The 16,003-nt window shown below is 35.4% G+C and carries 14 protein-coding genes and 1 tRNA gene; 10 read left to right on the top strand and 5 right to left on the bottom strand.

All coding sequences use genetic code 11. The features are described 5' to 3' along the window. Positions 1 to 138: 138 nt before the first annotated feature. Positions 139 to 2,031 (top strand): cation:proton antiporter, encoded by a 1,893-nt coding sequence (locus HM983_RS06550; protein ID WP_179344586.1) that lies wholly within the window; start codon positions 139 to 141, stop codon positions 2,029 to 2,031. Between the two features lie 131 nt (positions 2,032 to 2,162). Here the strand turns inward: HM983_RS06550 and lepA are convergent, their stop codons facing one another. Beyond that, positions 2,163 to 3,959 (bottom strand): translation elongation factor 4, encoded by a 1,797-nt coding sequence (gene lepA / locus HM983_RS06545; protein ID WP_179344585.1) that lies wholly within the window; start codon positions 3,957 to 3,959, stop codon positions 2,163 to 2,165. 112 nt (positions 3,960 to 4,071) lie between these two features. Between lepA and HM983_RS06540 the strand changes: the two genes are divergently transcribed. Next, positions 4,072 to 6,525: a TonB-dependent receptor domain-containing protein gene (locus HM983_RS06540; RefSeq protein ID WP_246277472.1), complete on the top strand. Its 2,454-nt coding sequence runs from the start codon at positions 4,072 to 4,074 to the stop codon at positions 6,523 to 6,525. 2 nt (positions 6,526 to 6,527) lie between these two features. On the opposite strand, the gene HM983_RS06535 is transcribed toward HM983_RS06540, so the two are convergent. Further along, entirely contained in the window at positions 6,528 to 7,640 is a 1,113-nt protein-coding gene (locus HM983_RS06535) for a TolB family protein (RefSeq protein WP_179344584.1), read from the bottom strand. Between the two features lie 89 nt (positions 7,641 to 7,729). Between HM983_RS06535 and HM983_RS06530 the strand changes: the two genes are divergently transcribed. From HM983_RS06530 to dusB, 3 genes are read left to right on the top strand one after another with little or no spacing between them, the layout of a single operon-like run. Beyond that, on the top strand, positions 7,730 to 8,974 hold the full coding sequence (locus tag HM983_RS06530; RefSeq protein ID WP_179344583.1) for a M28 family peptidase: 1,245 nt from the start codon (positions 7,730 to 7,732) through the stop codon (positions 8,972 to 8,974). A 54-nt stretch (positions 8,975 to 9,028) separates the two neighbouring features. After that, entirely contained in the window at positions 9,029 to 9,436 is a 408-nt protein-coding gene (locus tag HM983_RS06525) for a DUF4345 domain-containing protein (protein WP_179344582.1), read from the top strand. Positions 9,437 to 9,447: 11 nt separating this feature from the next. After that, positions 9,448 to 10,440, top strand: coding sequence for a tRNA dihydrouridine synthase DusB (dusB, locus tag HM983_RS06520; protein WP_179344581.1), 993 nt, complete (start codon positions 9,448 to 9,450; stop codon positions 10,438 to 10,440). Positions 10,441 to 10,450: 10 nt separating this feature from the next. Here the strand turns inward: dusB and HM983_RS06515 are convergent, their stop codons facing one another. Continuing rightward, positions 10,451 to 11,653: an ABC transporter permease gene (locus HM983_RS06515; RefSeq protein WP_317166948.1), complete on the bottom strand. Its 1,203-nt coding sequence runs from the start codon at positions 11,651 to 11,653 to the stop codon at positions 10,451 to 10,453. Continuing rightward, complete coding sequence (gene rbfA / locus HM983_RS06510) at positions 11,654 to 12,052, bottom strand: 30S ribosome-binding factor RbfA (protein ID WP_179344580.1); 399 nt, start codon at positions 12,050 to 12,052, stop codon at positions 11,654 to 11,656. Positions 12,053 to 12,203: 151 nt separating this feature from the next. Between rbfA and mce the strand changes: the two genes are divergently transcribed. After that, positions 12,204 to 12,608 carry a methylmalonyl-CoA epimerase gene (mce, locus tag HM983_RS06505; RefSeq protein WP_179344579.1) on the top strand — a complete coding sequence of 135 codons (405 nt, stop codon included), beginning with the start codon at positions 12,204 to 12,206 and terminating at the stop codon, positions 12,606 to 12,608. 85 nt (positions 12,609 to 12,693) lie between these two features. Next, positions 12,694 to 12,767, top strand: a tRNA-Ile gene (locus HM983_RS06500). Between the two features lie 612 nt (positions 12,768 to 13,379). On the opposite strand, the gene HM983_RS06495 is transcribed toward HM983_RS06500, so the two are convergent. Continuing rightward, the gene (locus HM983_RS06495; protein ID WP_179344578.1) at positions 13,380 to 13,970 is read right to left on the bottom strand and encodes a riboflavin synthase; all 591 of its coding nucleotides are present in this window, start codon (positions 13,968 to 13,970) and stop codon (positions 13,380 to 13,382) included. 95 nt (positions 13,971 to 14,065) lie between these two features. Between HM983_RS06495 and pdxA the strand changes: the two genes are divergently transcribed. The 3 genes from pdxA to rpmF all read left to right on the top strand — a co-directional run bounded on the left by pdxA (position 14,066) and on the right by rpmF (position 15,937). Further along, positions 14,066 to 15,106 carry a 4-hydroxythreonine-4-phosphate dehydrogenase PdxA gene (pdxA, locus tag HM983_RS06490; protein ID WP_179344577.1) on the top strand — a complete coding sequence of 347 codons (1,041 nt, stop codon included), beginning with the start codon at positions 14,066 to 14,068 and terminating at the stop codon, positions 15,104 to 15,106. Positions 15,107 to 15,185: 79 nt separating this feature from the next. After that, a complete protein-coding gene (locus tag HM983_RS06485) occupies positions 15,186 to 15,725 on the top strand; it encodes a YceD family protein (RefSeq protein ID WP_179344576.1) in 540 nt (179 codons plus the stop codon). 8 nt (positions 15,726 to 15,733) lie between these two features. Beyond that, a complete protein-coding gene (gene rpmF, locus HM983_RS06480; RefSeq protein ID WP_179344575.1) occupies positions 15,734 to 15,937 on the top strand; it encodes a 50S ribosomal protein L32 in 204 nt (67 codons plus the stop codon). Positions 15,938 to 16,003: the final 66 nt, after the last annotated feature.

Below are 16,003 nucleotides of genomic sequence, written 5' to 3'. Positions count from 1 at the left end.
AAGGTGTCAAACTTATTATGTAATGCTCATAAATTAATCTTCCTACTATAGCATTGAAAGATGCTCTATACTTAAAAACTCTAAAAATATCAGTTATATTTACCAACGTATAATTAACGATACCATAAAAAAGCAAGAATGTTAGAATTAGCCGGAATTATAATTTTAGGAATATTGGCCCAATGGGTAGCGTGGAAATTTAAAATACCAGCTATTCTACCCTTAATTTTAATTGGTCTTTTGGTAGGACCAATTGCTGCTGAATTCCTTTCTGGAGACGGCACTAAATGGATAGATCCGATTTGGATAGAGCCAATAGTTGACGAACAGGGAGAACAAGTTGCAGGAAGGGGTTTATTTCCAGGAGAAAGTTTGTTCTATTTTGTTTCTTTAGCCATTGGCATTATACTTTTTGAAGGTGGTCTTACATTAAAGAGAGGTGAAATTAAAAATGTGGGTCCCGTAATTACCAAGTTGATTACAATCGGCTCGCTCGTCACCTTCTTTGGAGGTGCAATTGCGGCATATTATATATTTAATTTAAGCTGGGAAATGTCATTTTTGTTTGCAGGTTTAATTATTGTTACAGGCCCAACGGTAATCACACCAATTTTAAGAAACATTCCTTTGAAAAAGGACGTTTCAGCTGTATTGAAGTGGGAGGGAATTCTAATTGACCCGATTGGTGCGTTGGTAGCGGTATTGGTGTATGAATTTATAAGTGTAGATGCAGGTGGAGAGTTCACAAAAACGGCACTAATTGAGTTCGGAAAAATTGTACTTTTTGGTTTTACATTTGGTTTTACATTTGCCCATACACTTAATTTTATTTTGAACAGAAAATGGGTACCACATTACTTAATGAATGTATTTTCATTGGCCGTAGTACTTGGATTGTTTGTGCTATCAGATACCTTTGCGCATGAATCTGGACTCTTGGCTGTTGTAGTAATGGGAATGGTTTTGGGGAATTCTAATTCACCTTATTTAAAAGACATACTATATTTTAAAGAATCATTGAGCGTATTGCTTATTTCAATACTTTTTATTCTCTTGGCGGCAAACATTAATTTTGAAGAGTTGATGCTCATCTACAATTGGAAAACAGCCATATTATTTGCTTCAATTGTTTTTGTGATCAGACCTCTGGGCGTCTTTCTTAGTACTTACAATTCTAGGTTAAAATTAAATGAAAAACTATTTATAAGCTGGGTTGGACCACGTGGTATTGTTGCTGCTGGTATTGCCTCTTTATTTGGATTAAAATTAGCGAGCAAGGGCGTTGAAGGTGCCGAATATATCACACCATTGGTTTTTGTAATTGTGCTTGGTACTGTTTTGCTAAACGCGACAACTGCACGCTTATTTGCTCGTATGGTGGGAGTATTTTTAAAACAATCTAACGGAATTTTAATTGTGGGCGCCTCAAAAGTTTCGAGGTTATTAGGCCACTATCTTGAAACTCACGGCAGACATGTAGTTTTAATAGACAGTAATCAAAGCAATATTGCAAAAGCAAAAGAACTTGGTCTAGAAGCGTTGAATGTCAATATTTATTCTGATAATTTAATGGATAATATTGAATTGAACGATGTTGGTTATTTAATGGCCATGACAGGAAGCTCGGATATTAATAAATATGCCCTCAATAAGTTTAGTAAGCAATTTGGTGAAAATGGTTCTTTTAGGCTGGTTACTTCGGACGAAATGAAAAATCCCGAGAAGAACCCCAAAGGCGGATTATTTTCACTTAAAGACGATTACATTAGACTCTCCGAGGTTACAAGAACTTATCCTTCCATTCAAGAAATTGAAATTCGGGATAAAGAACATTACGATAGCTTACTCGAAATGATAAACAAGGATGAAAATATGATTCCAGTTTTTATCAAGGACGGAGAAGGTGACATCCATATAATTTCCACATACAATATGGATATTGATGGAATAGCCGAAGGGTATATGTTGGTTTATTTAGGAAAGCCTCTTGATGTCGAAACTATGGCAAAAGAGGAAGTTACATCAGATTAGCTATAGACAACTTTTTCCACTTATCACTTTTCTTTAAGACACTTATAAATTCTTTTTTCTCGTTCTTTGGAAATAAGAATTCTTTTTAAGAAAGTACATGACAAAAAGAACAGTTTCGTATGTTTTACCCTTTAATCATTCAATTTGAGAACGGCCATAAATGCCTGCTGAGGAATTTCTACGTTACCCACTTGGCGCATACGCTTTTTACCTTTTTTCTGTTTTTCAAGAAGCTTACGTTTACGCGAAATATCACCACCATAACATTTGGCGGTTACATCTTTTCTTAGGGCTTTTACAGTTTCTCTAGCAATGATTTTTGCGCCGATCGCCGCCTGAATAGGAATATCAAACTGTTGCCTAGGAATAAGTTCTTTTAGTTTTTCGCACATCTTTTTACCAATTGTGTGTGCATTATCTGCATGTATCAGTGTCGAAAGTGCATCAACAGGTTGCGCATTTAATAATACATCCAATCTCACTAATTTAGAGACCTTCATACCAATTGGCGAATAATCAAAAGAGGCATATCCTTTTGAGACAGTTTTTAGACGATCGTAAAAATCAAAGACAATTTCGGCCAACGGCATTTCAAAAATCAGCTCTACACGTTCTGTGGTTAAGTAGGTTTGGTTGATAATCATACCGCGTTTTTCTATACAAAGACTCATAACGTTACCTACAAAGTCTGCTTTAGTGATAATTGTGGCCTTTATAAAAGGTTCTTCAACTCGGTTTATGGTAGTAGGATCTGGTAGATCACTTGGATTGTTAACCACAAAAGGCACATCAGGCTCCTTGTTGGTGTAAGCAAAATATGACACGTTTGGTACGGTTGTGATTACCGTCATATCAAATTCTCGCTCCAGGCGTTCTTGTATTATTTCCATGTGGAGCATACCCAAAAAACCACAACGGAAACCAAATCCCAATGCGGCTGAACTTTCTGGTTGAAACACCAATGAGGCGTCATTAAGCTGCAACTTTTCCATTGAGTTTCTCAACTCTTCATAATCTTCGGTGTCAACAGGGTAAATACCCGCAAAAACCATCGGTTTTACATCCTCGAAACCCTCTACAATATTAGTGGTTGGTTTGGCAAAATCTGTAATGGTATCACCAACCTTGACTTCTTTGGCAGTTTTAATTCCCGTAATCAAATAACCCACATCGCCTGCTTTAACGCTCTGTTTTGGTACTTGGGTAAGTTTTAATGTACCGACCTCGTCGGCATAATATTCTTTGTCTGTAGCGACAAACTTAATTTTCTGACCTTTTTTAATTTCGCCATTAAACACTCTAAAATAGGTTTCAACACCTCTAAACGTGTTATAAACCGAATCAAAAATCAAGGCTTGAAGTGGCTCATCCACGTTTCCTTTTGGTGCAGGAATGCGCTCAATAATGGCTTTCAAAATATTATCGACACCAAAACCTGTTTTTCCGCTGGCGTGAATGACTTCTTCTGGGTCGCAGCCCAACAAATCAACGATATCGTCGGTTACTTCTTCTGGGTTGGCACTTGGTAAATCTACCTTATTCAAAACAGGAATGATTTCTAAATCATTTTCCAAAGCCAAATACAAATTTGAAATCGTTTGGGCCTGTATACTCTGCGCCGCATCTACAATGAGCAATGCACCTTCGCAAGCTGCTATAGAACGAGAAACTTCGTAAGAGAAGTCGACATGGCCAGGTGTATCAATAAGATTGAGGACATATTTTTCCCCATTCAGCTCATAATCCATTTGTATAGCGTGCGACTTTATGGTAATACCTCTTTCGCGCTCTAAATCCATACTATCTAACAATTGATCTTGTTTTTCACGTGCTGTAACAGAGCCCGTAAAATCGAGTAAACGGTCTGCAAGTGTGCTTTTACCGTGATCTATATGTGCAATAATGCAAAAGTTGCGAATGTTCTTCATCTATCTGTTTATAAGGGCAAATTTAAGAATGCAAATATAATTGATTTCTCGTGCTTTATATCATTCATAAAGCAATTACGCAAATTGTTCTGCGTAAAAACCGTAACATTATATGAAAAACAATTTATATCTTGCAAGACAAACACAGATTATGATCCCTCATCTACGATTTTACTTTTTTGCAAGCTTATTTGCAGTGTCTTTTGGGGCTTTATCTCAAAACTTTTCAGTTTCGGGACAGGTTTTAGACACCGATAACCGGCCTATTGAACTGGCTAATGTTTTAATTTTTACAGAGGAAAACGGTGAGTTTTTAAATGGCACATCCACAGGTGTTGACGGTTCTTTCAAATTATCCAATCTATCTGAAAACACTTATTTTTTAACGATTAGTTTTATCGGTTATGAGGAGGTTAAACAGAAAATTGTCCTTACGGGAAATTTAGACTTGAAAATTATTCAATTAACTGAACTTTCAGAAACGTTGGACGAGGTAAGCATCATCGCAAAAAAACCTACAATTTCTAGAAAACCTGACCGATTAATTTTTAATGTTGAAAATACGGCTCTAATTGAGGGCTCTACGTTACAGGTTTTGAAAAGCACACCGGGAGTAATTGTTAGTGATGGTGATATTAAAATAAAAAGTGCATCAGCCGCAGTTTACATAAATAATAGACGAGTTCAACTAACATCCAGCGAGTTAACTCAACTTCTCGAAAGTTCTTCAGCCAACAGTATTAAATCCATCGAGGTGATTACTAATCCTCCAGCGAGTTATGATGCGGATAGTGGTTCTGTTATCAATATTATAATGAGTAAAAATTTGGTAACAGGTTACAGAGGCAGTGTTTTTACCGACTATACCCAAGGTGTTTTTCCGAGGTATAATGCTGGTACTAGCCATTATTTTAAGAATGATAAATTTAACCTGAATGTTAATTATAACTACACAAATCAGAAAATAAATCGGGACAACGATGATGTTGTAAATTATTTAAATGACAGTAATGATGTAGAGGAGGTTTACAGTTCTAGAGTCAACCGAAATACATGGTCAGAAACCCATAATCTCAATTTAAATTTCGATTATTATATAAACGATAATAATACATTGAGCCTAACTAGCACTGGTTTATATCTGCCATATTTTAAATACCAAATCAATAATAATACGGTAATTACTGATGATAATGGAGATTTTTTATCACGTTTCACTGCAGATAATCTATCAAGAGATAACAAATATAATATTGGTACGGATTTAATATTTAGACATGTTTTCGAAAACCAAGCTAGTTTGACTTTAAATGGTCATTTTACGTTGTACGATTACGAACGTGATCAAAGTGTGCTCAGTAATTTTTTTGATGAGAACAATATGTTTGAAGACAATTCAGAATTTAACACACTCGCCAACCAAGACACTCAAATTATAACAGCAAAAGCAGATTATAGCTTACCAATTGACGACAGCACGGCATTTGACGTTGGCGTAAAATTTTCTAATGTCAATACGGAGAGTGACATCACTCGATTAGACATAATAAATGGAAATGAGGTTGTAAACACGGCAAATTCTAACGCCTTTAATTATGACGAAAATGTATTTGCTGGCTACGCTAATTTTTCTAAATCTTGGGAAAAGTGGGATTTAAACTTAGGGATTAGAGTAGAGCAGACAGATATCGAAGGCGAATCTCCAACTTTGGGAGAGCTCAACACCCAAGAGTATCTCAATTGGTTTCCTAACGCCAGTTTATCTCACAATATAGCTGAAGAGGTCTCAATTTACGGCAATTACAAAAGGAGCATTACAAGACCGAGCTATACCGATTTAAATCCATTTACTTTTTTCTTGAACGAAAACACCGTCGTGGTCGGTAACCCAAACTTGACGCCAACTTATAAAGACCATTATAATTTCGGAATTAACTTTTTAGAGTATTTTACTGTTGAGGCTTATTACGACAACTATTCTGGTGCAATTGAAGAGTTACCACGACAAAACAACGAAACTAATATTATTGCCTTTACACCAACCAATATTGATAAAATGGTAGATTATGGTTTTGATTTTCTGTTTCAATATTATAAAGCTAAATGGGGAGTTTACTCGGCAGTATCCATATTCAATATTACAGAAGAAGTAGATTTTGGCAATGGGTTTGTAGAATTGAATCAATGGTCCAACCTCGTTATCATTGCACCATATGCTTTATTTTTAGAAGACAATAGTTTAAATGTTAATTTAAACCTTACATGGATTAGTGACAACCTCCAAAATTTACAAACGGTAGAAGGGCGATTAATCTCAGAACTCAGTATTTCAAAAAGTATTTTAAAAAATAACGGAATCATTTCTCTTTCTGCAGGAGATTTATTTAATTATCAAAATTTTAGAACTAGAACAGATTATCTCAATCAGTCCAGTTCGAGTTTTGTAGATGTAGACACACGTTTCGTTCAATTAGGCTTCCGTTACAAATTTGGAAACACAAAGCTTCAAACTAATGAGCGTAGCACGAGTGAGGAAGAAAGAGAAAGGTTAAAAGATCTGCAATAAATTTAATCCTGCCACTCGGCAATAAATAGATTGGTGTCCCGACCGCCACCATTGTTTCGGTTAGACGAAAAAGCTAAATACTTACCATCGTTTGAGAATACAGGAAAAGCATCAAAAGTTTCTCCGTGGGTAACACGCGTTAAATTTTTCCCGTCGATATCAATTAAATAAAGATTGAAAGGGAAACCACGCTCAGCCTCAAAATTAGAGGAGAACAATATTTTTTTACCAGATGGATGAAAGAAGGGACTCCAATTGGCATTGCCCAAATCCGTTAATTGTCTTAAATCAGAACCGTCTGCATTACAGATGTACAGTTCCATTTCAGTTGGCTCAACCAATCCTTCTGCCAATAAATCCTTGTATTCTTTGATTTCTTTTTCAGTTTTTGGTCGTGATGAGCGGAAAATCAATTTGGTCCCGTCTGGCGAAAAGAAAGCTCCGCCATCGTAACCCAATTCGTTAGTTATTTGCTTAACATCGCTACCATCTATATTCATGGTGTACAATTCTAAATCGCCACTACGGGTTGAGGTGAATACGATTTTATCACCTTTTGGAGACACAGTTGGTTCTGCGTCATAGCCAATCTCATCAGTCAATTGTTTCACAATATTGCCTTCTAAATCGGCCACAAAAATGTCGTAACTATCATAGATTGGCCAAATGTATTTTCCGTTTTTACGCAACGGAGTTTCTGGACATTCATCTTGCTTTAAATGCGTAGAAGCGTAAATAATATGTTTGTTGTCGGGTAAAAAGTAGGCACAAGTGGTTCTGCCCTTTCCGGTACTCACCATTGGTGGTGGCGCACTATCCATAAAAGTTTCGTTGGCATCCATTAAAAACATTTGGTCACAGCCAACTCCCCAATTTGCGTTGTTAGATTGAAATACCAATTGCTTATCGTCAAAACTCCAATACGCTTCAGCATTATCGCCACCAAATGTGACTTGTCTCAAAGATTTAAAATGAGTCTCTTCTGGGTAAATCAAAGAATCGGTTGATTGGTTTATTACTGTTTCTGTTCCAGAACCTGAATTTTTGGATTTTTCATTTTTACATGAAAAACAAAAAATTAAAAAAGATACAAGCAAAAACGTTTTACTATTCATATGGTCTTTAATTATCCTGCAAGGTTTTGAAAACCTAGTAGGTATGCTTTAAAATATTGCCTAATTTTGTGCAAAAGTAAGATTTCAAAATGAAAAAATTATTATTTCTGTTGGTTTTAGTTGGGGCGTTATCCTGTAAATACAAACCTCAAGCTATTGAAGAAAAAATTGAAGAAGATGTTGCGTTTTTAGCAGATGATAAACTACAGGGTAGGCAAACGGGAACCAAGGGCGAAATTGAAGCTGCAAACTATATTGCCGAACGTTTTGAAGCCATTGGGTTAGAGCAGAAGGGAACAGAAAAATTTTTACAACCTTTTTCATTTAAACCGAAAACCGATCCTCACAAGGAAGTCGAATTTACTACCAACGCAGATAGTACCATCACAGGAAATAACGTTATTGGTTTCATTAACAACAATGCTAAAACTACTGTCGTTATAGGTGCGCACTATGACCATTTAGGTTTTGGAGGTGAAGGATCTTTGTATAGAGAAAAAGACAAAGCAGTGCACAATGGAGCCGATGATAACGCCAGTGGAGTGGCAGTAATGCTCAATTTAGCTAGTCGATTAAAAATAAAGAACGACACTGCTCAAATAAAAGACAAAAACAATTATTTGTTTATGGCATTTTCAGGAGAGGAAATGGGCTTGCTGGGCTCTAATTACTTTTCTAAAAACCCGACAATTGACGCCAAATCTATTAACTATATGATTAACATGGACATGGTTGGTCGCATGAAAGCAGACAGTATTTTGGCGGTTTATGGCACGGGAACTTCGCCAATTTTTAAGCAGACCTTAAAATCCAATAACGATAAATTTAAACTTGTTGAAAATGAAAGTGGAGTAGGACCAAGCGACCACACATCGTTTTATTTAATTGACATTCCTGTATTGCATTTTTTCACTGGTCAGCACGAGGATTACCACAAACCGGGAGATGATGCCGAAAAGTTAAATTATGGTGGGATGAAACTAATATCAAATTATATTTTCAATATTATTTCAGATTTAGACGACAACGGAAAACTGGCTTTTAGAACAACAAAAAATGAAAGTGAAGAAACACCTCGTTTTAAAGTTGGTTTGGGAGTCGTGCCAGATTATCTTTTTGATGGAGAGGGGATGCGAATAGATGGAACAAGGGAGGAAACTCCAGCTTGTGAAGCTGGTCTTCAAAAAGGAGATGTTGTAATTAAATTGGGTGACAGTACCGTAAATGACATGATGAGTTATATGCGAGCACTTTCGGTTTTTGAACAAGGTGACGAAGCTTCGATTACGGTAAAACGTGGTGAGGAAACTATTGAGACTAAGGTTAAGTTTTAGCCCACAAAAGTTAGTCGCTAAAGATTAGAGGTTGCTAAATTGAAACACTTAAAAATGGAAATTACAAAACAAGAGATTATATTAAAAATTCACCTTGCTATTTCTGTTTTAGTGGTTGTGCCAGCGGCAATTATTTACGGATTTAACTCGAGTTCTGCATTTGATATTTCATTAAACTCAGTTGATGAACACAACCAATTTAAAGCTATAATGGGCCTGTATCTTGGCTTTTCTATATTGTGGATTTTAGGGATTTTTAAAGTTAAATTTTTAAAAGCTGCTTTACTTTCCAACTGTGTATTTATGTTCGGTTTAGGTTTTGGAAGAGTGTTAAGCTGGTTGATGGATGGTACTCCAACATTAGTCTATCAGCTTGGTGTGTTCGCAGAGTTGTTGCTTGGTTTTTATGGGCTCTGGGTCTTAAAAAATCAAAATATTCTAAAAAAGCGTAGCTTTGCATAAAAATTGAACACTTGGCTAAGATAGGAGACATAGAACTTGGCGAATTTCCGTTGCTTTTAGCACCAATGGAAGATGTAAGTGACCCACCTTTCCGCGCGTTGTGCAAGGAGCAAGGCGCAGATGTGGTTTACACGGAATTTGTATCTAGTGAAGGCCTGATTCGTAACGCCGCAAAAAGTGTGATGAAGCTTGATATCTACGAAAAAGAGCGACCTGTTGGCATTCAGATTTTTGGTGCTAATATGGAAAGCATGTTACAGACCATTGATATTGTTGAGAAATCGAATCCGGATATTATAGACATTAATTTTGGCTGTCCCGTTAAGAAAGTGGTTTCTAAAGGTGCTGGTGCTGGTATTTTAAAAGATATCTGTCTCATGGAGCAGCTTACTGCCGAAATGGTAAAACGCACCAAGTTGCCAATCACCGTAAAAACCAGATTAGGATGGGATCACGATTCAATTAAAATCGTTGAGGTCGCCGAGCGCTTGCAAGATGTAGGTTGCAAAGCAATTGCCATACATGGCAGAACCAGAGCACAGATGTACAAAGGTGATGCAGATTGGAAACCAATTGCTGAAGTAAAGAATAATCCACGTATGCACATTCCTGTGTTTGGAAATGGCGACGTTAACACACCAGAGCGTGCTGTTGAAATGCAAGACAGCTATGGTCTTGACGGAGCTATGATAGGACGAGCCTCGATTGGGAATCCTTGGTTTTTTAAACAGGTAAAGCACTATATTAAAACTGGTGAACACCTAGAACCTATTTCAATGCCAGAACGTGTTGAAGCCGCCAGAAGACATTTGCAAATGTCAATTGACTGGAAAGGTGAAAAACTAGGTGTGTTTGAAACAAGAAGACATTATACCAACTATTTTAAGGGCATCCCTGATTTTAAAGAGTATAGAATGAAAATGGTAACGAGTGACGATTCTAAAGATGTATTTGCGGCTTTTGATGAAGTGCTCGAGAAGTTCTCTGATTATGAGTTTGCATAGAACTCAACGCTTAACTCTTAACCAAACGCTCAGTAATGCGCTGTGAAGCAATTTTGGAAGCAACAATTCCCAATGCAAATATGGTAACAAGCACTATTAACACATTAAATAAGTTTAAACGAACCGGATAAGGCAACTCGGGTGTAAGCATTACCAATTCAAAAGATTGTTGGACAGACACAATTGCCAATCCTAGCAGGACACCTATTAAGCCACTCAAAAATGTCATTAAACTACCCTGCAAAAAGAAAATGGACTTTATGGTTTTGGCTTCTGTTCCTAAATTGAACAAGGTGTTTAATGATTTCTTTTTGTCTAATATCATCATGATTATCGCACCAATCACGTTAAAAAGCGCAATGATAATCACCAAAGTAAAGATGAGGTATATGGCGAGGTTTTCAGTGTTCAACATTTTGAAAAGAGCATCATTTAACTGTTCTCTATTCTTAATAATAAATCGATTTGGGAATACCATTTCGAGCTGTTGTTTTATTTCTGCCTCATCGGTGTTTTCTATCAGTTTTAATTCTATTGCGCTAATTTGATTTTCAGTATAATTCAATAACGATTTAGCTAATTGGATATCGCCAAATATGTACTCATTATTCAACTGTTCATTGATATCAAAAAGCCCAACATTGGTAACATATACAGAATTATAAGCACCTTTTAGTGAGCTAGGCTGACCCTTTCCAGGTTTAGGTACATATAAAGAGAGAGGTTGTAAATAATTAAAAACTCCAAAAGATAAATTGTTAGAAATTCCCCAACCCGAGACCACTTCATTACTTTCATGTGAAATCCAATTACCTTTTGTAACCATAGAATCAATATTTGTTACTTTTAAATAATTAGGGTCTACACCCTTTAAAGTAGCAAGTAGATTTTTGTTTTCGGTTTTAATAATTACCCGTTCTTCAATAACTGTAGAAATAGCTTCAACTCCCTCTATCTTTAATAGTTCGGTATTATCAGTATCATTCCAAATAAAGGATTTTCCAGTTGTAGGCGTCAATTTTAAGTCTGGGTCTACAAAAGAAGAAAATTCAAGACTAAAATCTTTTAATCCGGCGAAAACGGAAAGTACAATAAAAAGTGCGGCCGAGGCTATGATAACTCCTCCCGAAGCAATCATCGTCATTATGTTTATAGCATTGTTGCTGCTTTTAGAAAACAAATAACGTTTTGCTATATATAATGGGAAATTCACTTAAGATTTTTTACGCTTGCCTAACAAATCTGGATTTTCAATAGGGTCTTCTTCGCCTTTAAGTGAACGTTCGATGCCGTCGATATATTCTAAAGAATCATCAATAAAAAACTCAAGTTGTGGCATACGACGTAGTTGATGACGTGTGCGTTGTGCCAACTCATGTCTAATTAATGGTTTGTTGGACTTTATACCCTCTAAGAGTGCTTTAGCTTCTTTATTAGGAAAAATACTAAGATAAACCTTAGCTACGGATAGGTCTGTAGTTACATTCACCTTGCTAACAGAAATGATGACACCACGTAAACCGCCATCAGTAGCTGCTTTTTGTAATACTTCTGCTAAATCTTGTTGCAGTATACCTCCTATTTTTTTCTGCCTCTGAGTAAATTCTTCCATAATGACTATTTTAACTAATCATCTGCAAAAGTAGCTGATATTTAAGGATTATCTTATTTTTGAATGTAGAAAATATCTGTTAAGAAATAGATTTTCTATCATAAATTATCAATAAGGTTTTCTTTTATAGGGAAACTAAATCAAGTTTTGCATGAGAAAAATTGAACATATAGGCATTGCGGTGAAGGACATAGACCAATCAAATGAACTTTTTTCTTCATTATTTGGAAAAGAGCATTACAAAATTGAAGATGTTGAAAGCGAGGGTGTAAAAACTTCCTTTTTTAAATGTGGACCAAATAAAATAGAATTACTTCAGGCCACGGACAAAGAAAGTCCAATTGCTAAATTTATTGAAAAAAAAGGTGAAGGGATTCATCATATTGCATTTGCGGTAAATGATATTGAAACAGAAATAGAAAGATTAACCAAGGAGGGTTTTGAAATGATTCATAAAGAACCGAAAAAAGGTGCTGACAATAAAATGATAGCCTTTCTACACCCTAAGTCTACAAATGGGGTTTTAGTAGAATTATGTCAAGAAATTGAAAAGTAAATTGAATTATTTTTCTTGTGGAGTTTTAAAATATGTAGTAATATTGCAGACTCTTTAGGAATAAAGACGTTGATAACAATCAGCAGGTCCCATAGCTCAGTTGGTTAGAGCACCTGACTCATAATCAGGTGGTCCTTGGTTCGAGCCCAAGTGGGACCACAATTAAACCCTTCTTTTTCAGAAGGGTTTTTTTATTTCTCGAAGTGCAATAGAGGCACGAAAAGCACAACTAAAAAATATTAACTTTTACTGAATAGGCTTTTGAAAGATATTAAGCGGTACTATTTGGGCTACTACTAATAATGCCTTAATATTTTAGAATAGATTTTTCGTAATTTTAATATTTGGAAAAACATAAACTGTTTTCAAAGTATACCAAACTTAACTTACAATACGCACAACGGTTTAGGACGTGAACAAGAAAATACATTATATTTGTATTAAATATTTACGAAAACTTCCCTGGATTTACAACAGATTATGCATTTCGTCGATAATATTTGCTCTTAAAAGATGTTTTTTAGCGAAAAAAATTTTGCTGGCTCAGTTTTTTTAATAAATTTACAGCATATTTAGGAAGATGAACAATAGTAAAATATTTGCCTCAATCATATTTTTTTCTATAGGGCTGTCTGCGGTTTCTCAGACACCTCCTCCTCCTATGCCACCTCCTCCACCCGGTTTTCCAATAGATAATGGTGTAATAGTATTATTGATTTTGGCTATAATTTACGGAAGTTATAAAATTTATAAGTCCCTAAAAAATCCAATTTAAGATCTTAATTCGTTTAACCTCTTTACATATTTACCAATTACATCAAACTCTAGGTTTACCATACTATTAACTTGTAGTTGGTGAAAGTTAGTGTGCCTATAGGTGTAGGGAATTATTGCTACCGAAAAGCTATTGAGTTTAGAGTTAACAACCGTCAAACTTACTCCATTAACCGTAATTGAGCCTTTTTCGATAGTGATATTATTGAGTGACGCATCATATTCAAATTCAAAAATCCAACTTCCATCTCCGTCAATGATATTTTTGCATTTTGCCGTTTGGTCCACATGGCCCTGTACAATATGGCCATCCAAACGATCACCTAATTTCATAGCGCGTTCAAGATTAACTTGTTCGTTTTCTTTTAAATCTCCTAAATTAGTTTTATCAAGTGTTTCTTTAATGGCAGTAACCGTATAGCTGTCTCCGTTGATTTCAACAACAGTTAAGCACACTCCATTATGCGCTACGCTTTGGTCAATTTTTAACTCCTGAGAAATAGATGAAGACACTGTGATATTAAGATTACCCTGGTTTTTTTCTAGTCGTTTAATTTCTCCTAAATCTTCAATTATTCCAGTAAACATAGTTGTGCTTTATTTGGTTAAATTTGCAGATGCAAAGTTAAATACAAAAGTTAGCCAATTTTCAATTTTATTAAAAAAATAGAAGAAGTGATTATATGAAAAAGGATGAAAAAATAATTGTAGGTATATCGGTTGGTGACCTAAACGGTATTGGTCCAGAAATTATAATAAAAACGTTTGAGGATCCAAGAATGTTGGAATTGAATACACCTGTAATTTTTGCATCAGGCAAAACCATGCAATTTTTCAAGAGTCAAATAGATAGTAAAATCAACTTTTTTAATATAGATAAACCAGAACAATTGGTTCACGGGAAAGTGAACGTGGTAAACGTTTGGAAAGAACCCGTTAAAATTAACTTTGGCAAAGAAGATAATGCAATTGGTAAATACGCCATTAAATCTTTAGAGGCCGCCACTGAAGCACTTAAGAAAAATACAATAGATGTTTTAGTAACTGCGCCAATTAATAAACATACCATACAATCAGACACGTTCAATTTTCCCGGCCACACTAATTTTTTGGCTAAAGAACTGAACGGAAATAGCCTCATGTTTATGGTTACAGATTCTTTAAAAGTAGGTCTTTTAACAGACCATGTGCCATTAAAGGACATCTCGGAACATATTACAGAAGCACTAATTCGTGAAAAACTTGAAACAGTATCAAGCTCTTTGATAAAGGACTTCAGCATCAGAAAGCCTAAAATTGCTGTATTATCCATTAATCCGCATGCTGGAGACAACGGCGTTATAGGTGATGAAGATGATAAAATCTTAAAACCAACTATTGAAAAAATCAAATCTGAAGGTAAATTGGTTTATGGACCCTATTCTGCCGATAGTTTTTTTGGGTCTAATAATTATAAGAATTTTGACGCTATTATTGCCTCCTATCATGATCAAGGATTAATACCTTTTAAAACTATTGCCTTTGGGGAGGGCGTTAATTTTACGGCAGGCTTATCTAAAGTACGCACCTCACCAGATCACGGCACGGCTTATGAAATTGCAGGAATAGGTATAGCCGACGAAAGCTCTTTTAAACAAGCTGTCTATACGGCAATTCAAATTTTTAGAAACAGAACAGAGTTTGAATATTATAGTAAAGATCCCTTAAAAAAACACAAAAAATAGATATGAACAAAAATTGTTTATATCTCGCTTAGAATACAATTAAAATTTATATATTTGCAGGCTCAAAATGAGAGTGGTAATGAAGGCATTAAAAGCTTACATAATTCCTTTTACGGGTTTAAAGATTGGAGAGCATCATTTTGATTACGACATAGATAATACGTTCTTTCAGAATTTTGAATATGATGAATTTAACGCAGTTGATGTTAAAGTTGACCTTAAGTTTGAAAAAAAGACAACATTTTTAGAATTGTTCTTTTCGGCAAATGGAACTGTTAATGTGAATTGCGACCTAACTAACGAACCCTACAATCAAGAAATTGATGGAGAGTTTAAGTTGGTGATTAAATTTGGTGAAGCTTATAATGATGATAATGAGGACATTTTAATCATTCCTCAAGGTGAGCACGAAATAAATGTGGCTCAATATATATACGAACTCATTATATTGGCGGTACCGGCAAAAAGAATTCATCCCGGAGTTGAAGATGGCACATTGCAATCTGATATTCTATCAAAATTAGATGAATTAAGCCCTAACAAGGAAAACAAAACAAAATCAGATGAGGATATTGATCCTCGCTGGAATAATTTAAAAAAACTATTAACGGATAAATAACATTTAAAATGGCACATCCAAAGCGTAAAATATCAAAAACAAGAAGAGACAAAAGAAGAACACATTACAAAGCAACTGTTCCTCAAATTGCAACTTGCCCAACAACTGGTGAGCCACACTTATACCATAGAGCTCATTGGCACGAAGGTAAATTGTATTACAGAGGACAAGTTTTAATAGACAACTCAACTACAGACGAAAATTTAGCATAACTATTATGCTTGCATATAATAAAACGCTCACTTGTGAGCGTTTTTTTTGTTAATATTTTTTGAATC

The organism is Winogradskyella ursingii (genome assembly GCF_013403975.1).
Lineage (GTDB): Bacteria > Bacteroidota > Bacteroidia > Flavobacteriales > Flavobacteriaceae > Winogradskyella > Winogradskyella ursingii.
Note: the sequence above shows the minus strand (reverse complement) of the source record. Positions and strands in the feature narration are given on the sequence as shown.